The sequence below is a fragment of the Microbulbifer maximicatervae (SeqCode) genome, assembly GCF_052466985.1.
Window position 1 is genome coordinate 3,770,046 of sequence record NZ_CP174298.1, and the last position, 25,467, is coordinate 3,795,512.

General features: G+C 53.9%; 21 protein-coding genes. 13 read left to right on the forward strand and 8 right to left on the reverse strand.

The genetic code is table 11. The annotated features are described in order from the left end of the window. Window positions 1-14: 14 nt before the first annotated feature. The 7 genes from aroE to ACJJI3_RS16700 all read right to left on the reverse strand — a co-directional run bounded on the left by aroE (window position 15) and on the right by ACJJI3_RS16700 (window position 7,005). A complete protein-coding gene (gene aroE, locus ACJJI3_RS16670; protein ID WP_444940336.1) occupies window positions 15-848 on the reverse strand; it encodes a shikimate dehydrogenase in 834 nt (277 codons plus the stop codon). Then, window positions 845-1,294, reverse strand: coding sequence for a DUF6841 family protein (locus ACJJI3_RS16675; protein WP_413663901.1), 450 nt, complete (start codon window positions 1,292-1,294; stop codon window positions 845-847). Before ACJJI3_RS16675 ends, aroE begins: the two co-directional genes overlap by 4 nt. Window positions 1,295-1,324: 30 nt before the next feature. Continuing rightward, window positions 1,325-2,230, reverse strand: coding sequence for an oxygen-dependent coproporphyrinogen oxidase (gene hemF, locus ACJJI3_RS16680; protein ID WP_444940337.1), 906 nt, complete (start codon window positions 2,228-2,230; stop codon window positions 1,325-1,327). 27 nt (window positions 2,231-2,257) lie between these two features. After that, window positions 2,258-2,824, reverse strand: coding sequence for an L-threonylcarbamoyladenylate synthase type 1 TsaC (tsaC, locus tag ACJJI3_RS16685; protein WP_444940338.1), 567 nt, complete (start codon window positions 2,822-2,824; stop codon window positions 2,258-2,260). Between the two features lie 291 nt (window positions 2,825-3,115). Next, window positions 3,116-4,549 (reverse strand): catalase, encoded by a 1,434-nt coding sequence (locus ACJJI3_RS16690; protein WP_444940339.1) that lies wholly within the window; start codon window positions 4,547-4,549, stop codon window positions 3,116-3,118. A 128-nt stretch (window positions 4,550-4,677) separates the two neighbouring features. Beyond that, window positions 4,678-5,844, reverse strand: coding sequence for a DNA-processing protein DprA (dprA, locus tag ACJJI3_RS16695; RefSeq protein ID WP_444940340.1), 1,167 nt, complete (start codon window positions 5,842-5,844; stop codon window positions 4,678-4,680). 78 nt (window positions 5,845-5,922) lie between these two features. After that, window positions 5,923-7,005: a LysM peptidoglycan-binding domain-containing protein gene (locus tag ACJJI3_RS16700; protein WP_444940341.1), complete on the reverse strand. Its 1,083-nt coding sequence runs from the start codon at window positions 7,003-7,005 to the stop codon at window positions 5,923-5,925. 183 nt (window positions 7,006-7,188) lie between these two features. Between ACJJI3_RS16700 and def the strand changes: the two genes are divergently transcribed. The 9 genes from def to ACJJI3_RS16745 all read left to right on the forward strand — a co-directional run bounded on the left by def (window position 7,189) and on the right by ACJJI3_RS16745 (window position 17,261). Further along, the gene (def, locus tag ACJJI3_RS16705; RefSeq protein ID WP_282930542.1) at window positions 7,189-7,695 is read left to right on the forward strand and encodes a peptide deformylase; all 507 of its coding nucleotides are present in this window, start codon (window positions 7,189-7,191) and stop codon (window positions 7,693-7,695) included. A 75-nt stretch (window positions 7,696-7,770) separates the two neighbouring features. Beyond that, on the forward strand, window positions 7,771-8,718 hold the full coding sequence (gene fmt, locus ACJJI3_RS16710) for a methionyl-tRNA formyltransferase (RefSeq protein ID WP_444940342.1): 948 nt from the start codon (window positions 7,771-7,773) through the stop codon (window positions 8,716-8,718). 2 nt (window positions 8,719-8,720) lie between these two features. After that, window positions 8,721-10,028, forward strand: a complete 1,308-nt coding sequence (gene rsmB, locus ACJJI3_RS16715) for a 16S rRNA (cytosine(967)-C(5))-methyltransferase RsmB (RefSeq protein ID WP_444940343.1) — start codon at window positions 8,721-8,723, stop codon at window positions 10,026-10,028. Window positions 10,029-10,058: 30 nt separating this feature from the next. Continuing rightward, window positions 10,059-11,444 carry a Trk system potassium transporter TrkA gene (trkA, locus tag ACJJI3_RS16720; protein WP_444940344.1) on the forward strand — a complete coding sequence of 462 codons (1,386 nt, stop codon included), beginning with the start codon at window positions 10,059-10,061 and terminating at the stop codon, window positions 11,442-11,444. 86 nt (window positions 11,445-11,530) lie between these two features. Continuing rightward, on the forward strand, window positions 11,531-12,982 hold the full coding sequence (locus tag ACJJI3_RS16725; protein ID WP_282930546.1) for a TrkH family potassium uptake protein: 1,452 nt from the start codon (window positions 11,531-11,533) through the stop codon (window positions 12,980-12,982). 97 nt (window positions 12,983-13,079) lie between these two features. Beyond that, a complete protein-coding gene (locus ACJJI3_RS16730; protein ID WP_444940345.1) occupies window positions 13,080-14,111 on the forward strand; it encodes an efflux RND transporter periplasmic adaptor subunit in 1,032 nt (343 codons plus the stop codon). A gap of 46 nt (window positions 14,112-14,157) precedes the next feature. Next, window positions 14,158-14,853: an ABC transporter ATP-binding protein gene (locus tag ACJJI3_RS16735; protein ID WP_444940346.1), complete on the forward strand. Its 696-nt coding sequence runs from the start codon at window positions 14,158-14,160 to the stop codon at window positions 14,851-14,853. Further along, entirely contained in the window at window positions 14,850-16,010 is a 1,161-nt protein-coding gene (locus ACJJI3_RS16740) for an ABC transporter permease (protein ID WP_444940347.1), read from the forward strand. Before ACJJI3_RS16735 ends, ACJJI3_RS16740 begins: the two co-directional genes overlap by 4 nt. 63 nt (window positions 16,011-16,073) lie before the next feature. Then, window positions 16,074-17,261 carry an ABC transporter permease gene (locus tag ACJJI3_RS16745; RefSeq protein ID WP_444940348.1) on the forward strand — a complete coding sequence of 396 codons (1,188 nt, stop codon included), beginning with the start codon at window positions 16,074-16,076 and terminating at the stop codon, window positions 17,259-17,261. A 33-nt stretch (window positions 17,262-17,294) separates the two neighbouring features. Here ACJJI3_RS16745 and ACJJI3_RS16750 read toward each other — a convergent pair whose 3' ends face one another. Further along, window positions 17,295-18,182: a lysophospholipid acyltransferase family protein gene (locus ACJJI3_RS16750; RefSeq protein ID WP_108731206.1), complete on the reverse strand. Its 888-nt coding sequence runs from the start codon at window positions 18,180-18,182 to the stop codon at window positions 17,295-17,297. A 159-nt stretch (window positions 18,183-18,341) separates the two neighbouring features. Between ACJJI3_RS16750 and glyQ the strand changes: the two genes are divergently transcribed. The 4 genes from glyQ to ACJJI3_RS16770 all read left to right on the forward strand — a co-directional run bounded on the left by glyQ (window position 18,342) and on the right by ACJJI3_RS16770 (window position 25,271). After that, on the forward strand, window positions 18,342-19,298 hold the full coding sequence (gene glyQ / locus ACJJI3_RS16755) for a glycine--tRNA ligase subunit alpha (protein WP_444940349.1): 957 nt from the start codon (window positions 18,342-18,344) through the stop codon (window positions 19,296-19,298). Further along, a complete protein-coding gene (glyS, locus tag ACJJI3_RS16760; RefSeq protein ID WP_444940350.1) occupies window positions 19,298-21,379 on the forward strand; it encodes a glycine--tRNA ligase subunit beta in 2,082 nt (693 codons plus the stop codon). Before glyQ ends, glyS begins: the two co-directional genes overlap by 1 nt. A 56-nt stretch (window positions 21,380-21,435) precedes the next feature. Beyond that, on the forward strand, window positions 21,436-21,987 hold the full coding sequence (gene gmhB, locus ACJJI3_RS16765; protein ID WP_444940351.1) for a D-glycero-beta-D-manno-heptose 1,7-bisphosphate 7-phosphatase: 552 nt from the start codon (window positions 21,436-21,438) through the stop codon (window positions 21,985-21,987). A gap of 302 nt (window positions 21,988-22,289) precedes the next feature. Further along, on the forward strand, window positions 22,290-25,271 hold the full coding sequence (locus tag ACJJI3_RS16770; RefSeq protein WP_444940352.1) for a S8 family serine peptidase: 2,982 nt from the start codon (window positions 22,290-22,292) through the stop codon (window positions 25,269-25,271). The last annotated feature ends 196 nt before the right edge of the window (window positions 25,272-25,467 follow it).

Consider the following 25,467-nt stretch of genomic DNA (forward strand, 5'->3'; position numbering starts at 1 on the left):
ACGCTTTCTCTCTTTTAATTATCGGTTGTCTGATTGAGGGCCCGGCGCAACTTGGCCATGATCGGCGCTGTTTCAGGACGTACACCACGCCACAGCAAAAATGACTCAGCGGCCTGCTCTACCAACATCCCAAGGCCATCAGCACTCTCTGCGCCCTGTCCACGCGCCCATTGTAAAAAAGGCGTTGGCTCGGCGGCGTACATCATGTCGTAAGCTTTACCATGACTGGCGACACAGCCTTCAGGAAGCGGCGGCAGCACACCGCCAAGGCTTGCGGAACTCGCATTGATAATCAGGTCGTAGCAGCCTCTCAATTCCTCCAGGCCACCACCACTTAATTCGCCCAACTGGGAAAATTCTGCCGCAAGCTGTACCGCTTTTTCTGCGGTGCGGTTAGCAATATGTAAATGTGCTGGTTTTTCCGCAAGGATTGGCAGCAATGCTCCCCGGGCGGCTCCGCCAGCTCCCAGCAAGAGAACTTTCCGATCCTTGATTTTCCAGCCCAAGTTGGTGCAAATATCAAATACCAGGCCGGCCCCGTCGGTGTTATCGCCGAGAATCTTTCCACCTTCAGCCAGTGCCAAGGTATTCACCGCTCCCACTGACGCAGCCCGCTCGGTCAGGTTATCCGCCATCTCAAATGCTTGCAGCTTGAAGGGCACCGTCACATTAAGGCCACAACCACCCTCAGCAAAAAAAGTTCGCGCGTAATTAACAAAGCCATCCAGGGGGGCAAGCAGTTTACTGTAATCGATATCCTCGCCTGTTTGCGTGACAAAGGCTCGGTGTATCTCCGGTGAGAGGGAGTGCTCTATAGGGTTACCCACCACCGCATAGCGGTCACTCATGATTCCGCCCTTTTGCGCTCTCTCGCTGCCTCACGAATCTTGGCACTTTCATCGACAATTATTAAACCGTCAATTTTGAGGCCGTCGGCAGCTTCGGTGACTAAATAGCGGGTTTGTGAGCTGTACAGCTCTACCGCCTTTTCTTCCCCCTGCGGGTGTAACAAGGTCCAGCGCAAGCTCGCAAGGGTGCTGTAATTATTCAGCTCTATCACCTCGGTAACAGTGCCGAGAATCTGACAGACACCAAGGCGTCGATAAGCATTGAGGAGCTTAACCACCTGCTGGATAAACTCATCCCGTTCTACGGTGAGCTTTACGCCATCTTCCCGGTAGTAGTGCAGTGGGAAACGATAAAAGTCAGCAATCTGCTCAACATCTCCCGTTTCAAAATGCCGCCTGTAATCGAGAAACAGGGAGTTGATTCCTTCCAATCGCGATGGGTGCACAACAAACCTCCATTGTGACAAATTGCTTGGCTATACCCAGTCTCTGTGTGGCAGAAAATCAGTGTATAGCTTCTCTTCCGCAGATCCCGGCTCTGGTTGCCAGTCATACTTCCAACTCACCAGTGAGGGCAAGGACATCAGAATGGATTCTGTACGCCCACCACTTTGCAATCCGAACAGAGTGCCACGATCAAAGACCAGGTTGAATTCCACATAGCGCCCACGGCGGTAGAGTTGGAATTCACGCTCGCGCTCACCGTAAGCAGCCTCTTTGCGCTTCTGCACAATGGGTAGATAAGCCTCCAAGTAACTATCGCCAACAGCGCGCATAAGCGCAAAAGCATTGTCGTAGCCACCTTCGTTAAAATCATCGAAAAAGAGTCCGCCGACTCCCCGAGCTTCATCCCGATGCTTCAAGTAGAAATATTTGTCACACCACTGCTTAAAGTGAGGGTATACCTCGCTGCCAAAAGGCTCACAGGCCTGCTTGGCCGTTTGGTGCCAATGTACAACATCCTCGTGATAGCCGTAATACGGGGTCAAATCATAGCCACCACCAAACCACCAGATGGGCTCAGCTCCTGGCTTTTTCGCCACAAATAGACGCACGTTTGCATGGCTAGTGGGTACGTAAGGGTTGCGCGGGTGAATGACCAGGGAGACGCCCATTGCTTCAAAAGAACAACCGGCCAGTTCGGGGCGATTAGCCGTGGCCGAAGGCGGGAGTCCATCCCCATAAACATGGGAAAAGTTCACTCCGCCTTTTTCGATCAGATTCCCCTCTTCCAGCACTCGAGTTCGACCACCGCCACCACCGGGCCTGTCCCAGTTGTCCTCACGAAATGACTGGCCGTCTTCTTCGCTCAGGGCATTGCAAATACGGTCTTGTAGGCCGAGTAGATAGGCCTTTACTTCCTTGGTATCGATATCACTCATAGGCGAAAACTACGTCTCTGTTTGAGGTTAGGCACCCGCCCTCAGCACACGGCCGCTTTGCAGATCGCGAATTTCACTGGGGGCGCTGCGGCCGCCGGTCGAGCCGCCGCCGACAAAGTCGAGATCGCGGCCGAAATAGCGCAGTACCTGGTATTTATTACGGGCGGGCTGAGACCCGGCCGGGTTTGCTGACGTGGATACGATAGCACCGCCAAAGGCGCGTGTTAACGCAGCTGTAAACGGGTGATCGGTGCAGCGCAGGGCCACAGATTTATGTACTCCACAGACCCAGGCAGGAATTAAGCCCCGATGGGGTACGAGCCATGTCACCGGTCCCGGCCAGCTGCAATCCAGCTGTTCCTGCTGCTGATCACTAAGGTTTCTAAGGAGCGGGTCAAAATGCTTTCTATCACCAGAGACCAGGATCAAACCCTTCTCAAGCGGGCGATGCTTGAGTTGTAGCAGGCGCCTGACAGCCTGCAGGTTATTGGGGTCGCAAGCCAGGCCCCATACAGATTCAGTGGGATGGGCAATAACACCACCCGCTGCCAGGGCCCGGGCAGCCTGTTTTACGGAAAGTGGTGAGTACTTCATCTCATTAATGCCGGTTTTACTTCATCTTTACGCTGCTGCAAATCTTGCTGCAAGGGAATATGGAACGGACACCAAAGGCAACTTCCACTACAGGCACATCGAAGTCAAAATCCACGAGGATCGCTCCAAAGGGCTTCTCTTTCGACTTACTTTACTGCCGAGCGAGGTAAACCACTGCAATCTAGCGGATTGCCCAACTGCGCACAAGATGTAACCGCCTTGCTCAGCCCAGCTTTCTATTTGAGCAAAGGCTGTGGCAATTTATATTAAACAGGGCCTGCGGACCGCTCTTCAAAGCGCCATTTTTACCCCTGCGGCATAGCTGGGATGTACTTTGTGGAACTCAGCCAATTGTCGCTTAATTATTTCATTCGGTACACCCGCCATCGCTTCTGCAATATTCTTATATAAGCGCTGTTTTTGTTCATCGTCGAACAAGTCAAAGAGCGCTCGAACCTGACTGTAATCATCATTGTCTTTGCGGTGGTCATATCTATCTGCCGCACCGGATATTGGTAACGGGGGTTCTTTCGCTTTTGGGTCCTCCTCTGCTCCAGAAAAACTATTCGGCTCATAAAAGGCATCCGGATTGCCACTGCGGATACCCGTACTATTCATTTCACCATCCCGATAATAATTATGGACAGGACAACGCGGTGCATTCACTGGAAGACTCTCATAGTGAGTTCCCAAGCGGTGACGATGTGCATCGGCATAAGAGAATATACGCGCCTGCAGCATCTTATCCGGTGAGAAACTGATACCCGGTACGATATTGGATGGAGAGAAAGCTGCCTGCTCGATTTCTGTAAAGTAGTCTTGCGGGTTGCGATTCAACTCCATGGTTCCCACCTCGATGGGAGGGTAATCACCGTGGGGCCAAACCTTGGTGAGGTCAAAGGGGTTGTAGCTTGTTTTGCCAAGGTCTGCCTCGGGCATGACCTGAACTTGGAATGTCCACTTCGGACATTCCCCATTTTCTATCGCGCTGTACATCGCCTCCTGGTAACTCTCCCTCGAGCGTCCAATCACAGCTTCAGCTTCCGTATTGGTGAAGAACCTATGTCCCTGCTGAGTCTTAAAATGAAATTTGACCCAGAAGCGCTCTCCATTGTGATTCCACAGTGAGAAGGTATGGGAGCCATAACCATTCATATGCAACGGGGATATGGGCAAACCGCGATCGGAGAACAGTATGGTCACTTGGTGAAGACTCTCGGGGCTCAGCGACCAGAAATCCCACATGGCCGTAGGGGAGCGCAAGTGAGTGCGGGGGTGGCGTTTTTGTGTGTGGATAAAATCCGGGAACTTGTAGGGGTCTCGTACAAAAAAGACCGGCGTATTGTTGCCGACCAAATCCCAATTGCCCTCCTCCGTATAAAACTTCAGTGCAAAACCACGAACATCCCGTTCCGCATCAGCTGCACCCAATTCACCGGCCACGGTTGAAAAACGGGCCAACAGTGGGGTCTCTGCCCCCGGCTGCAGTACCCGGGCACAGGTGTAGTTAGAAATATCACCGGTTACCCTCAAAACCCCATAGGCGCCCCAACCTTTGGCATGTACCGCCCGCTCGGGTATACGCTCACGATTTTGATGCGCCAGTTTTTCGATAAGCTGATAATCTTGAATCAATAGCGGGCCATCTGGCCCCGCTGTAAGGCTATTTTGATTATCGGGAACCGGAGCGCCGGCATCAGTGGTGAGTTTGGGTTTATCCGCCATAATTAGACTCCACTTTTGGAATCCACTGAGTATTAGCGCTGTCCCAGAACTGCGCGAATTGATCGGCGGCTACACCATCAAACACGGGGATTCTTACTAATTCTTTCCGTAACTTCCGAGCAAGACCTTTAGAGGCTCACTGGCTCCGCAGGGGGTTTAGCCAGTTTTTTCCCTTCTGTATAACGGCTGCCCTTCATTGTTAGCTGGTAAGACCCTGTGAATTGCTCTACCAAGCCCTCTAACTCCAACTCCATCAATACAGCCATCAATTCACCCGCCTCAATCCCGGTATCACGAGACAATAGCTCGATACTCCGAGGCCCTCCGGCAAGCGCTCTGATGATATGTTGCTGAAGCTCGGGCAGTGGTTTACCGGGGGGGAGTTCAGTGGGTGTGGGCTCTGCCAGTAAACCGCCGAGCTGGCCGGCTACATCTGCGCTGGTTTCAACCAGTGTCGCACCTTCTTTAATCAGGTGGTGGCAACCCCTGGCCATTGGATTGTGGATAGAACCTGGTATCGCAAAAACCTCTCGATTCTGCTCCAGCGCCAAACGTGCCGTAATCAGAGAACCTGAGCGCATTGCTGCTTCTACCAGTAATACCCCCATTGAAAGGCCACTGATAATCCGATTCCTCCGAGGGAAATTCTTCGCTTCAGCATTGCTGCCAAGAGGCAATTCGCTTATTAGAGCACCGCCTGCAGAGAGAATATCCTCCGCCAGGGGGCGGTTGTGTTTTGGATAAATACGGTCAACTCCACTACCCAAAACTGCGATCGTGGAGCCCGCTCCCTGCAACGCCCCTCGGTGAGCTGCAGTATCTACACCCAGAGCCAGCCCGGAAGTGATAGCAAATCCGGAACCTGCCAATTCCGCGGCGAAGGCCCGGGCATTATCCAGACCCGCCACAGTCGCCCGACGGGCACCCACCATCGCTACCTGCGGTAGATTTAGAGCGCTTTTTTCGCCACGGATATAAAGCACAGGCGGGGGGCGCGAGGTCTCCGATAAAAGGGCGGGATAATCGGGATCGCTGTGACAAATCAGCTGCACGCCCAGGTCTGCGCAGCGGGCTCGCTCACGCTCAACCCAATCAGCGAGCTCACTGGCGGCAGATCGGCTGGAAAATTCCCGCCACTGGGTTTGGGCCCGCGGTGATAATTTTTGCAGAAGAGGTTGAGGAAACTGCTGGAGAGCCTCTTCGGCAGTGGCAAAGTGCTCCAGTAATTGCCAGTAGCGAGCCGGGCCAATTCCCTCGAGACGCAGCAACGCCATAGTAGCGGTCAATGCATCCATGCAACTTACCATTTTCTGTTTTGAAAGTTGTGCGGCAGGGCAAACAGCAACACCTGCCGCGAGATTTTCTGGAGCGGCTTAAGGGTTGCGTACCATATCCATCACTGCCAGCGGGCGACGAGCATCCAGTACCAGGGCTAGGCTCATTTTTTCAAAGGTGCGGAATACCATCAGCTCACCGGCACGGGTATCTGGAAGCTTCACCACGTCACCGGCAATGCGGTCACGTACTGTTGAACCGGCTTTGTATATCGCCAGGACATTGCCGGCTTGCAAGCCATCCCGATTGCCAGAATTAAGGATAACCACATCAAACTTGGCAATCTGGCTCACCCCTTCATCGACCCCAACAATCAACCCATCAATCGTGACTGCCGGTGCACTGGGGTGGAACAGCGCATCAATTGAGCGCTCCTCAACCGGCATTAAGCGATCTTCTAGGCGAATCTCCCGAGAGGTATTGCGCACGCCCATTGTCGCTATCGAAAAGTTCGAGTTGTCATCCGGATTGCTATCTGGGTCCAGCTGTAACAGATCTAAAGCACCTATACCAAGTGCCTGTCGTCCGAGAACTTCACCGGATACCGGGTCGGTATAAACCGGGCCAGGGCGATAAAGCCCGTAAGATGGTAAAGCTGCAGTAAAATCACCGCGAGCATAGAGAATATCCCCAGCGCCCATCAAGATATGATTGTCTGACCCAGACACCACATAGGGAGTCCCCTCAAAAGCACCGGGCTCCACAATACGGGTACGGGACAAGAAAGCATTAATCGCATCCAGCGGAATCGCCGGAATTGCATCCTCAACTGCCTGGCGGCGGATCGAGGGCGACAGGCGGTTGCCATCAACCCCCGGCGACAGTTGATACGCCCGGGGGCCGCGCTGCAGTTGTAATTGTGGCTGACCATCGATGTAAACAAGACGCAGGCTATCTCCCGGATAAATCAGGTGGGGGTTTTCCACCTGTGGGTTCACTTGCCAAATCTCCGGCCAGTACCAGGGTTGCACCAGGAACTGACTGGAAATATCCCAGAGCGTATCGCCCTTTTGCACCACATAAGCGTCGGGGTGACTGGGGTTCAGGCGAACCTGATCCTGTGCTTCGACACCAAGGGCAACCGCTAACATCGAGATCGCGGCCAGGATAATTTTTTTCATGGAAGCATTCCTATGCTCTTTATCGCTATAATTCTCAGCGCCGGGCCACTCCCGTGAAGGGAGTGAGACCGGACCCGGGCGCATAGCGCCAGCAAAAACAGGGGTCCACTCGGTAAATTTTGAGCGCGATCATAATGTTATCAGCGCACGTTCAACGAATACTAGAAGTTTGTCACAGGTGTTATGGCTAAACTCGAGATACTGGAATTTCCCGACCCGCGCCTGCGCGAGGTCGCTAAACCCGTCGCTGAAGTGACCGACGCCCACCGCCAATTGCTCGACGACATGTTTGAAACCATGTACGCCGCGCCCGGCATCGGCCTCGCCGCCATCCAAGTCAATGTGCAGGAGCGCATTGTGGTGGTGGATATCTCTGAAGACGGCAATGAACCGCTCGGGTTTATCAACCCCGAGATCGAAGTGCTGGACCCGGAAATCCACCAGTACGACGAGGGCTGCCTGTCGGTGCCCGGTTTCTACGAAACAGTGGAACGCCCGCGCAAAGTGCGTGTTAAAGCCCTGGACCGCAATGGCGAACCTTTTGCCCTGGAGGCCGAGGGATTGCTGGCGGTCTGTATCCAACATGAAGTCGATCATTTGGACGGCAAGCTGTTCGTGGATTATGTCTCCCCGCTGAAGCGCAACCGCATCCGCTCCAAGCTGGAAAAATCCCAGCGCCGCCGCGCCTGATCTACGCCAGCCGCAGGAGCCCGGAGCTGCCGCCTTACGGCAGCTCTCCCACCCCCATTACCTGAGAGCAAGTCAGTGAATATTATTTTTGCCGGCACACCGGACTTTGCCGCCGTGCACCTGCAAGCGCTGCTCGACAGCGAGCACAATGTCATTGCCGTTTACACCCAACCGGACAGGCCGGCTGGGCGCGGTAAGAAGTTGCTCGCCAGCCCTGTGAAACAGCTGGCACTCTCCCACAATATCCCGGTGTACCAACCCCTGAGCCTTCGCGATGAGACGGCCCAGGCAGAGCTCGCTGCCCTTGGAGCGGATATTATGGTGGTGGTGGCCTACGGCCTGATACTGCCGCAAGTGGTGCTGGATACCCCGCGTCTGGGCTGTATCAATGTGCACGCCTCTCTGTTGCCACGCTGGCGTGGCGCAGCGCCAATCCAACGCGCAGTGGAAGCGGGCGACAATGAAAGTGGCGTCGCCATTATGCAAATGGAGGCGGGCCTGGATACCGGCCCAGTTTTGGTGGAAAACCGCTGCGCCATTACCGAATCTGATACCGGTGGCAATTTGCACGACAAGCTGGCGGAACTCGGCGGCCCATCCCTCCTCCAGGCCCTGGCTCTACTGGAAAGTGGCAGTGCCAACCCTCAGGTACAAGACGATACCCAGGCTAACTACGCCAACAAAATTACCAAGGAAGAGGCGCGGATCAACTGGCAGCGCCCCGCTGCTGAACTGCATCGATTAATACGCGCTTTTAACCCCTTCCCGGTGTGCTGGAGCACTTATCAGGACAAGAAGGGCGAGCAGCGCCTGCGTATCTATAGCGCCGCCATCGAACAGGGCTGCCACAGTGATCAGCCCGGTACCATTCTCTCCAGTGACGACGAAGGTATTTTAGTGGCCTGCGGCCGGGAGGCCCTGCGCCTCCAGTTAATACAGCTACCGGGTAAAAAAGCGCTTCCCGCAGCAGAAATTTTGAAAGGCTACCGGGAGCAGTTCGCCCCGGGTACCAAACTGGGATAATTATGAGCAGAGATGTACGCGCCGAGGCCGCCCGAGTTATCGCCTCACTGCTGGAAGAACGTGGCTCGTTGGCAAGACTTCTGCCTGCCGCCGAGGACAAAGTCGAGGAGCGCGACCGCCCTCTGTTGCGGGAGCTCTGTTACGGCAGTGCCCGCACGGCACCGCGCCTGCAATTGATCGCCGCCAAGTTGCTGCGTAAAAAAGTCTCGGATATTGAGATCAATGCACTGATCCTGCTGGGCATTTACCAACTCGAGTACACTCGCATACCCGATCACGCCGCCATATCTGCAACCGTCAATGCCGCGCGCAGCCTCGGTCTGGACAGAGCGACCGGGCTGATCAACGGGGTGCTGCGCAACGCCCTGCGCAACAGTGAGCAGCTTCAGCGCAAGCTGTCCGGCAATCCACAGTTCAGCTCTATGCACCCGGCCTGGTTACAGCAGCGGATTAAAGCCGCCTGGCCTGAGAAGGCGTCAGATATCTTCCGCGCCAACAATGCCAACCCACCCATGACCTTGCGGGTAAACACTGCCAAGATCTCGCGCGCGGACTATTTACAACAGCTCGATGAAACCGGCCTCTCCGCCGAGCCTTGTACTATTTCCCCAGTCGGTATCACCCTGGTTGAGCCGGTTTCAGTCACAGTGCTACCGGGCTTTGCCGAGGGCTTGGTCAGTGTTCAAGATGAGTCCGCACAATTAGCGGCGCTGCTGTTACAGCCGCAGGAAAATGCCCGGGTGTTGGACGCATGTGCGGCACCTGGAGGCAAGAGTTGCCACTTATTAGAGCAGGAATCCAGCATTCAGTTGAGCGCGTTGGATATTGAGGAGGACCGCCTAGTGCGGGTCGAGGAAAACCTCGAGCGCAACGGGCAGAGTGCCGAGCTTATCTGTGCCGATGCCACGTCTCCGAATGAGTGGTGGGACGGGCAGCAATACGACCAGATACTACTGGACGCACCCTGTTCGGCAACCGGGGTAATTCGCCGCAACCCGGATATCAAACTATTGCGCCGAGAAGAAGACATTGCCGAGTTAGTGGCTTTGCAGGGCAAGATCCTGCGCGCTCTGTGGCCCCTGGTTAAACCGGGTGGGCAGTTGCTTTACGCCACCTGTTCCAGCCTACCGACGGAAAACAGCGAAGTCGTCGCAGCGTTCATTGCGGAGACAGAGGATGCGAGCGACAATACCCCTGAACTGCTAAACGATAAGCCCTGGGGCGAGAAACAAGTTGCCGGTATGCAGCTTCTACCCCAAACCGGCGGCGGTGACGGTTTCTACTACGCTCTGCTGAGCAAAGCTGAATAACGACGTCGCTAGTCGCGAGTCTCATCCGATATGAAAATTGTCATTCTCGGCGCCGGCCAGGTGGGCGGCTCTCTTGCGGAGGCCCTGGCCTCCGAGCGCAATGATATTGTCCTGGTGGACAGCGACGAGAAAACCCTGCGCGAACTGCGCGACCGCATCGATATCGGCGTGGTACTGGGCCACGCCTCTCACCCGGATATTCTGATGGAAGCCGGGATTGAGGATGCGGATATCCTGGTTGCAGTCACCAATAACGATGAGACCAATATGGCGGCCTGCCAGATTGCGCACTCTCTGTTTCGCGTACCCACCAAAATCGCCCGGGTACGAGCCTCCTCCTATCTGCAATACCCGGAATTATTCGATACCCAGGCCATCCCTATCGATGTACTGATCAGCCCGGAGCAACTGGTTTCAGAGTATATCTCCCGCCTGATGGAACATCCCGGTGCCTTGCAGGTGTTGGATTTTGCCGGCGGTCGCGTACAGCTGGTAACGGTTTTAGCCATTCAGGGCGGGCCTCTTGTTGGGCACCAACTGCGCTATTTGCGCGAGCATATGCCCAAGGTAGATACCCGGGTTGCAGCGATTTATCGCCGCAACCGGCCAATTATTCCCCAGGGTGATACGGTGATTGAAGCCGGCGATGAGGTGTTCTTTATTGCCGCGCGAGCAGATATTCGCGCGGTAATGAGCGAACTGCGTCGATTGGAACACGGTTATAAACGAGTGGTGATCGCCGGCGGCGGCAATATTGGTTTGCGCTTGGCCACCCGGCTGGAGAATCGCTATTCGGTAAAAATTATTGAGCAGAGCCACGAGCGCTGTGTATTTTTATCCGAGGAGCTGTCTCACACCATTATCCTGCACGGCAGCGCCTCCGATCAGGAGTTGCTGCTGGAAGAGAGCATCGAAGATACCGATGTTTTTCTTGCCCTGACCAATGACGACGAGGCTAATATCATGTCGTCACTATTGGCCAAGCGTCTGGGCGCACGCAAAGTGATGACCCTGATCAATAACCGCGCTTATGTGGACCTGGTACAGGGTGGTGAAATCGATATTGCCATCTCACCGCAGCAAAATACGATTGGCAGCCTGCTCACCCATGTGCGCCGAGGAGATATGGTCAACGTCCACTCCCTGCGTCGAGGTGCAGCTGAAGCCATTGAGGTTATCGCCCACGGTGACGAGCGCACTTCCAAGGTGGTGGGGCGCAAGATCGAAGATATCGACTTGCCCGAGGGCGCCTCGATTGGCGCCATAGTACGGGAAACGGAAAATGGCAGCGAAGTTTTGATGGCACACGATGATGTCATTGTGCAAAGCGATGACCACGTGATTGTCTTCCTTATCGACCGCCGCCAGACTCGCCATGTTGAACAACTGTTCCAAGTTGGTTTTGGCTTTTTCTGAGCAAATAATATTTTCGTTTTCCGGCGATAACGGTCTCCGCCGTCCAGATAACATTGCAACAAATAACGATAGGCTGATAGGCGCCAATGCGAATTGCGGTAATTGCGCGAGTTTTTGGAATTCTCTTGACGGTGTTCAGCCTGACTCTGCTGCCGCCGATTGGCGTATCCCTGTGGTATGAAGATGGTACTCACAGCGCATTTGTCGCAGCCTTTGTCATCACTCTGATCACCGGCCTGTTCATGTGGCTGCCAGTGCACGATTTACGCGAAGACCTGCGCACCCGGGACGGGTTCGTAGTGACATCTTTGTTCTGGCTGGTACTGGGCAGCTTCGGTGCCCTGCCCTTTATTATCAGCCCACAGCCTGACTTGAGTATCACCGACTCTATTTTTGAATCCATCTCAGGGCTAACAACCACCGGCGCCACGGTGATTACCGGGTTGGACTCACTGCCTCCTGCCATTCTCTACTACCGCCAGCAGTTGCAGTGGTTTGGCGGTATCGGCGTAATTGTTATCGCCCTGGCCATCCTGCCGATGCTGGGTATCGGTGGTATGCAGCTGTATAAGGCAGAAATTCCCGGCCCGGTAAAAGATACCAAATTGACTCCGCGTATTGCCGAGACAGCGCGGGCACTAATTGTTATTTATGTGATTCTTACAATCCTCTGCGGCATCGGCTACTGGTGGGCCGGCATGACGGTATTCGACGCCGTTGGCCATGCGTTTTCCACTGTGGCCAATGGAGGCTTCTCCACCCACGATGCCAGTATGGGGTTCTACGCCCACAACCGCGCGATCATGATTATTTGTATCGTGTTTATGTTTACTGCTGCCATTAACTTCGGCCTGCATTTCTTCGCATTTCGCAACAGGACCCTCAGCCACTATTGGCGCGACTCAGAATTCCGCTTCTACGTTATGCTGATTCTCGGTGCCGGCCTGTTGATTAGCTGTTACCTGTGGATATTGAATATCTTCTCCCCCGGTAACAGCCTGCTACACGGTTTCTTCCAGGTGGTCTCGATCAGCACCACTGCCGGCTTCGCCTCGGAAAATTTCTCAGCCTGGCCAGTATTCTTACCCTACGTCCTCTTGCTGTTAGGTATTCTCGGTGCCTGCGCCGGCTCAACCTCGGGGGGCATTAAGGCGGTGCGCGGTATGCTGATTATGAAGTCCGGCATGCGCGAGCTGAATCGCTTGGTACATCCCAATGCGGTTATCCCAATCAAGATCAATCGCAAAATTGTCCCCGATCGAGTTACCGACGCAGTGTGGGGCTTCTTTGCGGTCTATGTTTCATCCTTTTTTATCCTCGCCATTATCGTCATTGCCACCGGTGAGGACTTTGTCACCTCCGTTACTACAGTAGCCTCCTGCCTGAGTAATATCGGGCCCGCCCTCGGCGAAGCCGCTGCCCACTATGGTGCGGTTAATGAAGTCGCCAAATGGTTTCTTATCCTGGCGATGCTGATGGGACGCCTGGAAATATTTACCCTGCTAGTACTACTTACCCCGGCTTTTTGGCGCCACTAGCGACACAAGATGTCATGGCCACGCTAACGCGTGGCAATATTTTTTAATTTCTGCCACAGTTGCTGTTTACAGGAAGTAACTAATAAAAACAGGCTGTATGAGCAGAGATACTAGTGCGCTGCTCGGTCAACTCAAAATTGATCGGGAAACAGCGCCCGAACCCAGTTCCCCATCGCGCAAAGTTATATTGGCGGCATCTGTCGGCCTAGTTACTGGCATAGTTATAGGCCTTGCCGGCGCTTCTCTATTTGCAGAAGACAGTACACCAGTGCTCCCCCAAAGTAGCGAACCTCAAGCCAAGACTCTCAGCTTGATTCCCAGGGAGGAAAAATTTCACGAGACCATTCTTAATGCTTCCGGCTATATCACACCGAGGCGCATGGCTACGGTCTCTGCAGAAGTAATGGGCCTGATCAGTAGTGTGGATGTCGAAGAGGGAATGCAGGTCGAGGAGGGGCAGGTTCTGGCCCGCTTGGATGATGCCAAAGCGCGGGTCGCGCTGGATTTTGCCCAGGCACAAATTCAAGTGCTTCAAGCCAAGGAAGCGAGTATTTACGCGAAGTTAAAAGAGGCTGAACGCCAATATCGGCGTTTTGCCGGACTTCGAGACAAAAATTATTCCAGCAAAGCGCAGCTCACTCAAAGTGAATCCTCGGTAGAGGGGTTACGGGCAGACTTAAAAAGTGCCCGCGCCAATATTCAAGTCGCCATTCTTGAAGCTGAGAGGCAGCGAGAACGCCTGGCAGATCATATTATCCGCGCGCCTTTTGCCGGCGTAGTCACGACAAAAAATGCACAACCTGGCGAGATAGTTGCCCCCAGCTCTGCCGGCGGAGGTTTTACCCGTACTGGAATCTGTACCATCGTGGATATGAATTCACTCGAAATCGAAGTGGATGTGAACGAGGCCTTTATCGGCCGGGTCGCCAAGGGACAGAAAGTTAACGCCAACCTGGATGCATACCCGAACTGGGACATTCCAGCTACCGTTGTCGCCATCATTCCAACGGCCGATCGAGCCAAGGCGACTGTCCGGGTACGAATCGCTATCGACGACAAAGATGCTCGAATCCTGCCGGATATGGGCGTTAAGGTGGGCTTCCTCGCAGGCGAGGCTGCAGCTCCCTAGCAAACACCAATAAAAACACAACAGTATTTATAAGAGGGAATTTGAGATGACAGAGGAAGTGTTGTTTCAGCTGAAGGATGTCAGCAAAAGTTTTACCAAGGGCAAAGAGACCATTTCCATTTTTGAATCCCTGAATATGGAAATTGATCGCGGTGATTTCGTTGCCATTATGGGGCCTTCGGGCTCCGGTAAAACAACGCTGTTAAATATGTTGGGCGGCGTCGATCAACCCAGCGGTGGAGAGATATGGTTTGACAGCGAGCGCATTGACTCCCTCAATGAAGGCGCCCTAACCCGCTGGCGAGCGAGAAATATTGGTTTCATTTTCCAATTTTACAATTTAATGCCGATGCTCAATGCCCAGCGCAATGTAGAGCTGCCGCTACTGCTGACAAATCTGTCCAAATCTCAACGCCGCCACAATGTGGAAACCGCACTGGCCCTGGTGGGATTAAGTGATCGGGCAAAACATATGCCCAGTGAAATGTCCGGCGGGCAACAACAGCGTGTTGCCATCGCTCGCGCCATCGTTTCCGATCCAAAACTGATTCTGTGTGATGAGCCCACTGGTGACCTGGATCGGGCCACAGCAGATGAAATACTGGAAATGCTGCAATTGTTAAACCGCGATCACGGCAAAACCATCGTGATGGTTACCCATGATCCTGCGGCTGCAAGATACGCCAAGCGCACCCTGCATCTGGATAAAGGACAATTTGTGCAGAGGGAAATAGTGGCATGAGTGATTTTTATTTGGTTTTTAAAAATATGACAAGGAAGCCCTTGCGGCTATTCCTTACTTGCTTTGCTATTTTTATCGCCTTCTTGATTTTCGGTTCGGTTACCAGCCTCAAGTCCGCATTAAATTCCAGCGTGGAATTATCCGCTGATAATCGCCTGGTGGTATTCAATAGAATTAACTTTACCCAGTCACTACCCATTGCCTATGTGCAAAAGGTTGCAGCCGTCGAGGGAGTGAAACATGTAACTCATCTCAACTGGTTTGGCGGTTATTTTCAGGAACCCAGCCGGCAGGTCGTTTCAATGGCTGTAGATCCAGAATCCTATTTAAAAGTCTATGAAGAAATTGTTATTCCCGAGGAACAAAAGCAGGCTTGGTTTAACAATCGGCAAGGGGCTTTGGTTGGGGAAAAACTCGCGCAGATTTACGGCTGGAAAGTGGGCGATAGGATTCCTTTATCCTCCAATATTTTTTCGCACAAAGATGGTGGCTACACCTGGGAATTTGTGATTTCCGGGATTTTTAAAGGGGATACGGAACAGTACGATACACGCCAATTATTGTTTCATTATAAATATTTTATGGAGACACAGACTTTCGGTGGCGACTGGATTGGCTGGATGGCACTAACAACCGATGATCCCGCCATCAATGAAAACGTCGCAAAAACTATCGATGACAATTTTGCCAACTCGCAGAGTGAAACCGATACCAGTACCGAGAAAGCCTTTAATAAAGCCTTTATTGAACAAATCGGAAATATTGGCTTAATTATTTTTTCTGTAGTGTTTACTGCCTTTTTCACCATATTGGTAGTGGTTGGCAACACTATGGCGCTGGCTATTCGCGAGCGTACCGGGGAAATTGCCGTATTAAAAACCCTGGGTTTTTCCAGCACCCGTATTTTCCGAATGGTGCTGTCGGAGTCCCTGTTAATTGCCTTTGTCGGCGGCCTTTCTGGCCTGGCCGCAGCCTGGCTGCTGGTCGAAGGGGTAAAAACCTTCCTTGCCCGCTTCCTGCCCAACTTGATTTTGGATGGGGATATAGCCCTGCAAGCCATTCTATTTATGTTGTTGTTGGGTCTGATTACCGGGCTGATGCCAGCCTTTCAGGCTCTGCGACTTAACATAGTAACTGCATTTAACCGACAACAATAAACTGGTGCCCCACTGAAACTACACAATGGTTTTCACTGGGGAAGCCTTAAAGGAGAAGAAATTATGGGTTCTCTTATTGCACAAATTGTTTCGGTAACCCTGATGAATCTGGGCAGCCTGCGTCGGCGCCTGTGGATGTCACTGGCCATGGTATTTGCCTCGGCAGTTGTCGTCGCAATCCTGCTGGCGTTTCTCGCTATGGCCAAGGGATTTGAGGCGACCATGAGTGGGGCCGGCTCCAGCCAGATCGCTATCCTGATGCGAGAGGGGTCTGCCAGTGAAATCAACTCTGTAATCCTGCAGGACCAGGTCAACCTGATTGCGGAATCGGCCGGTGTTGCCAGGGATACGAACGGCCCGCTGGTATCACCGGAGCTCTACGTTATTGTCGATGGCCTGAAGAAATCCACCGGCACCGAAGCCAATATCCCCCTGCGCGGTCTCAATGAAACCGGCATGGCCATGCGCAATAACATGCGTATGGTGGAGGGGCGTATGTTTACTCCCGGCACTAACGAAATGATTGTTGGTGAAGGGGTATTGCGTGAATTTAATGGTTTCGGAATCGGTAAAGAAGTGCGCTTTGGCAAAAACCTGTGGACAGTTGTTGGGGTCTTTTCCACAGGGGGTAATATATTTGAAAGCGAGCTGTGGGCAGATATCAAAATTATCCAAAGTCACTACAACCGGGGTAACAGCTACCAGTCAATCCGTTTGCAATTGGAGAATAACGGCGATCTCAAGCCCATTCAGGAAACCATCAAACGCGAGCCCCGCCTGAACCTGGAAGCGCAAACCGAACAGGAGTACTTCGCCAGCCAGGGTAAACAACTGCAATATATCGCTACTTTTGGCTGGATTATCAGCTCTGTGATGGCGCTAGGCGCACTGGCCGGGGCGCTCAACACCATGTATACCTCGGTAGCGGATCGGGCTCGTGAAATCGCTACTTTGCGCGCATTGGGGTTCAGCAACTTCTCCGCGTTCTGCGGCACTATTGCTGAGGCAATGGTTTTAGCTGTTGCCGGTGGGCTTTTGGGTTCCCTAGCTGCTTACCTGTTTTTCGACGGTCTCAACACTTCAACTCTGGGAGGCAGTTTTACCCAGGTGGTGTTTAGTTTTGAGATGTCCCCAGACCTGTTTGTGCAGGGCGCCGTATTGGCGCTGGTGATCGGTTTTATCAGCGGCTTCTTCCCAGCCTGGCGCGCGGCACGCATGCCAGTTGTGGTCGCTTTCCAGCACGCGACTTAAATAATTTTATGTGGGGGCTTCTATGAAGAGCCCCTACTTTTTCTTGCGGTAAATTTTACTCTTGCCTTCCGGCTGTTTCCTGAAGCGCTTGTATTCCCACTGATACTGTTCCGGTGCCTGGGCAATACAGGCCTCCACTCCCCGATTCATCGCCGCCAGGGAAACTTTCTGCTCATCGCTATAAATGGCCTTTTCCGCAGGAACAAATACCAGCTCAAATCCACCTTCAACGCGCTTGCCGAAACCAAACACCACATGGCAATTAGTGCGCTGTATCAAATTGTGAACCAAGGTCATCGTCAATGCGGGGCGCCCAAAGAAAGGAGCAAAATCACCGCCCATATCCGGCTCCTGATCGGGAAGTATCAGGGCAAAATTACCGGCTTTGAGAGCCTTCAGTAACGAGCGAACCCCATGTACGTTGGTGGGAACCATCTTGCCACCAGTCACTTCCCGCCCATTGCGAATAACCGGGTCCAAAGCTTCAATTTTGGGAGGCTGGTATAGCACTGTGCAGGGAGCCAGGGTGCCTACATGCAAGCCAAAAATTTCCCAGTTGCCCGTATGCGGCATCAGTACAATTGTGCCGGTCCTGCCTTCTTCACTCCCGTCGAGCAAGTGCTGGTTGCGCACTCCCACAATCGCATTCTTACTTTTGGCCCAGGGGGTGTTCCATAGGGCCGCCATCTCAAAGCCGGTCATTGCAGTACTGATCACGCTCTCTCTGGCGAGCCGTTCGCGCTGCTTTGGGTCCATGGCCGGATAGCACAACTCCAGGTTTATACGGCTCAGACGCAGCCCCTCGGAGCGCGTCCACACAGCAATTTTGCCAACGAGTAAGCCGAGGCGTCGCGACCAAGACAACGGCAGTTTGCCAATGATTTTCAGTGCCCCTACTGCAAGGCGCCCTTTAATATCCACTGAATTACTTCCTATCCACAAAAGCCATTTTGAGACGGCTATCTAGTTCGAGAATGAACATTGACACCTCCGAAGCGGCTATAGCGCTTTAAGCACAGGAGCCGCTGCCGCTATAATTGCGTCCCTTTGCCCACAGCAGATACTGATCCGGAGATAGCGGTGTCCAAGCAATACGATCTCAGTACCTTTCAGGGACTCATTTTTGCCCTGCAGGATTATTGGGCGCGCCAAGGGTGCGTCATTCTACAGCCTCTGGATATGGAAGTGGGCGCCGGCACCTTTCATCCAGCGACCTTCCTCCGTGCCATAGGCCCGGAAAACTGGAATGCGGCCTATGTACAGCCCTGCCGCCGCCCCACCGATGGCCGCTATGGCGAGAACCCCAACCGCCTTCAGCACTACTACCAATACCAAGTAGTAATGAAACCATCCCCGGACAATATCCAGGAATTGTACCTCGATAGCCTTCGCGCCATGGGCGTAGATCCCGCTGTCCACGATATTCGCTTTGTTGAGGACAACTGGGAATCCCCAACCCTGGGCGCCTGGGGCCTCGGCTGGGAAGTTTGGCTGAATGGCATGGAAGTTACCCAGTTCACCTACTTCCAGCAGGTTGGCGGCCTCGAGTGCTACCCAGTTACCGGCGAGATCACCTATGGTCTTGAGCGTATCGCCATGTACCTGCAAGGTGTCGAGTCTATCTACGATTTAGTGTGGACCCGCAACCCGGATGGCAGCCCCGTCACCTACGGCGACGTTTTCCATCAGAACGAAGTGGAAATGTCCCACTACAACTTTGAACACGCCGATGTGGAGTTCCTGTTCGCGACCTTCGATCACTGCGAGCGCGAGAGCACACGCCTGATTGAGCTGGGCCTGCCGCTCCCCGCTTACGAGCAAGTTATGAAGGCCTCCCACGCCTTCAACCTTCTGGATGCCCGCCACGCCATCTCAGTGACTGAGCGCCAGCGCTATATCCTGCGTGTACGAACCCTGGCCCGCGCCGTGGCACAGGCTTACTACGATGCGCGCCGAGCCTTAGGCTTCCCCATGGCAGATGAAGCACTGCGGACAGATATTTTGGCGGAAGACATCGAGCAAGAGGAGAAGCAGTAATGGCTCAGGATTTTCTGGTAGAGCTGGGCACCGAAGAGCTGCCGCCCAAGGCGTTACACAAATTAATGAGCGCTTTCGCCGATGGTATTACCCAGGGCCTCAAAAGCGCCGAGTTGTCTTTTGGCGAAGTTAAAGCCTACGCAGCCCCCCGTCGCCTGGCCGTAGCGATATTCGGTTTGGCAGATAAGCAGCAAGACAAACAAATTGAAAAGCTGGGCCCGGCCGTCAAAGCCGCTTTCGATAAAGAGGGTAAGCCCAGTAAAGCCGCTGAGGGGTTCGCCCGCAGCAACGGCGTAACTGTTGAAGAGCTGGGGCGCAAAGAGACCGACAAAGGCGAGCGCCTGGCCTTTATCAGCGAGCAAAAAGGCGCTGAAACCGAATCCCTGTTAGCAGGTATTGTCGAGAAGGCTTTGGCTCAACTGCCAATTCCCAAGCGCATGCGCTGGGGTGCCCGCCGCGAGGAGTTCGTGCGCCCGGTGCACTGGCTCGTCATGCTGTTTGGCAACAAGGTAGTCAACGGTGAAGTACTCGGCTTAAAAGCCGGTAACACCAGCCGTGGTCACCGCTTCCACTGCAATCGCGAGTTGGAGATCCACTCCGCCCACGACTATGCACAGGTTTTGCGCGAACCCGGCTACGTAATGGCTGACTTTGCCGAGCGCCGCGAAGCCATTCGCGCCCAGGTGATTGCCGAAGCCAACAACGTCAATGGTGAAGCGGTCATCGATGACGATCTGCTCGACGAAGTGACTGCACTGGTTGAATGGCCTGTCGCCCTCACCGGTCGCTTCGAAGAGCGCTTCCTGGAAGTACCTGCTGAAGCCCTGATCTCCTCCATGAAGGAGCACCAGAAATATTTCCATGTGGTAGATGAAGATGGCCAATTGCTGCCTTTCTTTATCACCGTGTCCAATATCGAGAGCCAGGATGCCGCTCAGGTTATCCACGGCAATGAGCGCGTAATCCGTCCACGCCTGGCGGATGCCGCCTTCTTCTTTGAGACAGACAAGAAGACCAGCCTGGAATCACGCCGCGAGAAACTGCGCCAAATCGTGTTCCAGCAGCACCTGGGTAGCGTCTACGACAAGACTGAACGGGTAGCCGCCCTGGCCCGCACCATCGCTGAGAAAACCGGAAGCAACGGCGATTGGGCCGAGCGCGCCGGCCGCCTGTGCAAGTCGGACCTGGTTACCGAGATGGTGTTCGAGTTTGCCGATATGCAGGGCATCGCCGGCTACTACTACGCCGAAAATGACGGCGAGCCGTTGGATGTGGCCAAGGCCATGTACGAGCAGTATATGCCCAAGTTTGCCGGTGACGAGCTGCCCGCCAGCGATACCGGCACTGTAATCGCCCTGGCGGATCGCCTGGATACTTTGGTCGGCATCTTCGGCATAGGCCAACCCCCCAGCGGCTCTCGCGACCCCTTCGCCCTGCGCCGCGCCAGTCTGGGTATCATCCGCATCCTCGTAGAAAAGCGTCTCGACCTGGACCTGCGCGAGTTGCTGGAATTGGCCCGCGACAACTACCCGCGCACCGCCCTGGGTGAATATGACAAGGTGGTGGAACAGACTCTGCAATATGTACTGGAGCGCTTCCGCGCCCGCTACGAAGACCAGGGTATCGCCACCGAAGTATTTATGTCCGTTGCCGCGCGCAAGCTGTCGCGTCCACTCGATATCGACAACCGCGTGCACGCGGTCAACGCGTTTAGCCAGCTGCCGGAGTCCGGTGCTTTGGCCGCCGCCAACAAGCGCGTTTCCAATATCCTCGCCAAGTTAGACACTGCTGTACCCAGCAGTGTCGATGAAGCTCTGTTGCAGGAAGAGGCGGAAAAGGCTCTGTTCGCCGCAGTACAGGTTGCCCGCACAGAAGTCGAACCTCTGTATAGCGATGCGCTCTTCGCCGAGGGCCTCGCCGGTCTGGCTGGCCTGCGTGAAACCGTAGACAGCTTCTTCGACCACGTGATGGTAATGAGTGACGACGAGCAACTGCGCAACAACCGCCTGGCCCTATTGGCCCAGCTGCGCGCACTGTTCCTCGAAGTTGCCGATATTTCCCTACTGGTTCCTGCCAAGTAATGACTTGCAGAGGCGGGGCATTAAACCCCCGCCTCGCAAATCAGGGAGATACTAATATGGCAATTATCATTCTCGGCCGCGACGGGGTGATCAACGAAAATCCCGATAAATTCGTCAAATCCGCCGACGAATGGCAACCCCTGCCCGGCAGTATTGAAGCACTGGCAGCGCTCAGTCAGGCCGGCCATCAACTGGTGATAGCCACCAACCAGAGTGGCCTGGCGCTAGGCCAATTTGATCTGGATGACCTGGAAGAAATGCACGCTAAAATGCGTACTCAGGTGGAAGATGCCGGTGGCGAAATCGCCGCTGTCTTCTACTGTCCCCACGGCCCTGAAGATAATTGCCGCTGCCGCAAACCCCTGGCGGGTCTGCTGGATGCCATCGAGGCGGAATTTGATACCAGCCTGCACGACTGTTATTTGGTCGGAGACAAGCTGGCAGATCTTTATCTGGCGTTGGAGAAGGGGTGTAAACCCGTTCTGGTAAAAACCGGTGCAGGTGATCAGACGTTACAGCACCTAATCGAGCAGCCCGACCCCCGCCTGGCTAATACTTCAGTATTTGTTGATCTTTCACATTTTTCTCAGTTTTTATTATCCTCCTAAACCGCTCCCTCTCTCTTTTCGCTAGATGATTCGAGCGTCCAATATTTAACCTGGCGCACTATTTTTGCGATCAGTTGTTCACCCAGGCGCCAACTTATTGAGCTGTATGGCGCATTCCTTTAAAAGCAACTAGCGGGAGGGCGAGCCCATTGTTGTATCAGCGATTCGTGCCAAGCCAGGGATGGGTGAGGCTTGAATGACGCTCTGAACATTCCTGTCGGGGAAAAGGAGTAATGCCCCAGCGACGAGCTCTTTTAAGCCTTTTGTTGCCGCCTGCACAAAACAATAAAAGGGATACTCCAATGAAAAGACAAATTCTTACTGCCCTGACAGCCGGTATGTTGTTTTCCAACAGCCTATTTGCTGAGTCAGCCACAAGTAAGTTTGCCCCCAATCCGGAAAAACCAAAAAAAGTTTATATTGTTCAATTAGACAGCGAGCCTCTGTCTTCCTATAGCGGTACCATCCCCGGTTTGTCGGCCACCAAACCATCCAACCGTGGCAAACTCGATCCCCAAAGCAGCAGCTACCGACACTATTCCAATTTCCTTCGGTCGCGGCGGGAACAAGTTCTATCCACCATTCCCAGCGCACGCACTGTTCATGAATACGACACCGCTTTTAATGGCTTCGCGGCGGTAATGAGCGAAAAGGAAGCGGCAGCTCTGCGCGGTCGCGCCGACGTTAAAGGTGTTTGGGAGGATGAATTACTAAAGCCCCATACCGACTCCACCGCAGATTTCCTCGGCATCACAGATATGCCCAGCCCATGGCTCTGGGGGATTACTGGTGAGGATATAGTGGTGGGCATTATCGACTCGGGAATCCATCCAGAGCACCAGAGTGTCGCCGATATCGCCACCCCATTACAGGGCAACCTGGGACCCAATGTCCCCTACGGCTCTATTCCCGATTCATTTACAGGCAACGGCTGTGAATTCGGCAACAGCGACCACAACCCTGGCGACGCCGCATTTACCTGTAATAACAAGCTGATTAAAGCCAAGTCTTTTTCCGATGCCTTCCTGACCAACAACGAATTGGCAGATTACGAATTCCTGTCAGCCAGGGATGCAGACGGGCACGGTACCCACACCTCGACCACTGCCGCCGGTAACTATGGCGTTATTACCCCGGATGGAAAAACCCTTACCGGAATGGCGCCACGAGCCCGCATCGCGGTGTATAAAGTCTGCTGGGATGCTCCAGATCCCGACGATAGTGGTTGCTCATCGGCCGACTCCATGGCGGCTATTGATGAAGCCGTGGCCGATGGTGTAGATGTTATTAACTTCTCGATAGGTGGCGCCAGCACCACCTTTAGTGGTGCCGATGACATCGCATTTTTATTTGCCGCCGATGCCGGCGTTTTTGTCGCCACATCTGCCGGTAACAACGGACCCGGACCCGAGACCATGGGCACTCCTTCGGGAGTACCCTGGATAACCGCAGTCGGTGCCTCAGAGGATGACCAAAGCTTCGGTTTAGCCCTACAAGTATCCTCGCCAGAATCCATTTCCGGAATTTATGAGGGGCGTGAAGGCAACGGCACAGTGAGCCTTGAAGAGGTTGGAGCAGTCTCTGCTGAGGTTGTTCTCAGCGAGCCGTTAGAAGCTTGTAGCGAAGTCACTAACAGCGAGTCTTTGGAGGGCAGTATTGCTCTGGTAAGACGTGGGGGTTGCTCCTTTACCGATAAATATAATAATGCTGCTGATGCCGGCGCCTTGGCTATTGTTGTTTACAACGATGGTACCTCGGACGATCGCATCAACCCGATCACCATGTCTGCCCCTGATACCCGTATCCCCGGAATGATGATCTCGTACTACGAGGGTGAAACTCTCGCAGCCAGTAGCGAAGTTTCTGGAGTTATCGATCCGTCTCAATTGATCCCCAGGGAAGACCGCGTCGCAAACTTTTCATCTCGCGGCCGGAACGGTGGAGCTCCGGATATTATCAAGCCGGATATCAGTGCCCCGGGGGTTGGCATTATCGCGGGAATTTCTCCGGTACAGAGTGGAGGAGAACTGTTTGGGGCTCTGAGTGGCACCTCTATGGCGAGTCCCCATGTGGCCGGTGTGATGGCGCTGCTAAAGCAGGCTAACCCGCACTGGAGCCCGGCAATGGCCAAGTCCGCATTGATGACGAGTGCGCGCAATGACCTGCGCAAGTCTTACGGACCAGCGGATGCAACACCATTTGATATTGGTGCTGGTGCCATAGTGCCCCGTGACGCCTTTAAACCGGGGCTGGTTTACGATGCGGGCTTCAATGATTATCTCGCCTTCCTATGTGGCGCTGAACTCCAGCCCGAGATGGTCGATAGCACAACCTGTGATGCGTTGACGTCCCTGGGATACTCTAGCGATTCCAGCGACCTGAACCTCGCTTCTATGGGGGTCGCCGACCTCCTCGGCAGCCAGACCATCAAACGCCGGGTTACTAGCGTCGCCCCCGGCCAGCGTTGGTATTGGGCATCCATCAACGCGCCACTCGGTATCGATGTAGATATCAACCCGAAAGTGCTACGCCTCAGGGAGGGAGAGAGTGCTGAGTTTGAGGTGACCTTCACCGCCACAGAGTCCGCCGAAATGAATACTTGGGTTTTTGGTGACCTCACCTGGCAATCCGTAGGCTCCCAGATCAGTGTGCGCAGCCCAATTGCTATTCGGCCTGTTCCTCTAGTTGCACCACAGCAATTAACTGGCAGCGGCACCGATGGCAACCTCGAACTCAATGTGGGCTTCGGCTACAACGGTGATTTCCAGGTGAATGTCACTGGCCTGGCGGAGGGTGAGGCCACTACAACCACTGTTGAAGATGGCGATGTTCAAGTAATTTTCTTTGATATACCTGAGGGAACAGAGCTTGCGCATATCGCTATGTATGATGCCGATGTGGGCGACGGTAGCGGAAGTGACGACCTGGACCTGGAAGTTTATGGCCCAGCGCCAAACTATCCCGAAGTCGGTACCAGCGGCAGCGCCACTTCCGCAGAGTCAGTTTCCCTGGCTAACCCCTCTCCCGGCCAATATGCAGCTGTTGTTGTCGATTATGCGACATCCGCCGGCCCCACCAATTTCAGCTTGTTCAATTTTAATCTGAACGGGGACAATGGAAATACCGCAGTGGATGCGCCGGCTCAAGCACAGATTGGTGGAACTGGGGTAGTTTCTTTGGAGTGGATGAACATTACTCCCAATACCCGCCATCTTGGTATTTTGACTCATGGTGACGGAGAAAAAGATTTTTCCGAAACCCAGGTCATGATTAATACTCAATAGGCCTCACACGCTGATAATTGATGGTAGGAAGTGAAAGTCAAAACCGGCCGGAGTTTGGCCGGTTTTTTATTCGCAATTGAGTGCATTCTGCTGATGAATAAAAGCGCTCGCTATGTCTGGGGATAATCGACCCAAGTGCCAAAAAGTTTTTGTCTTTCGATTGATATTCACAGCAGCAGAAATCCTACACTCCAGT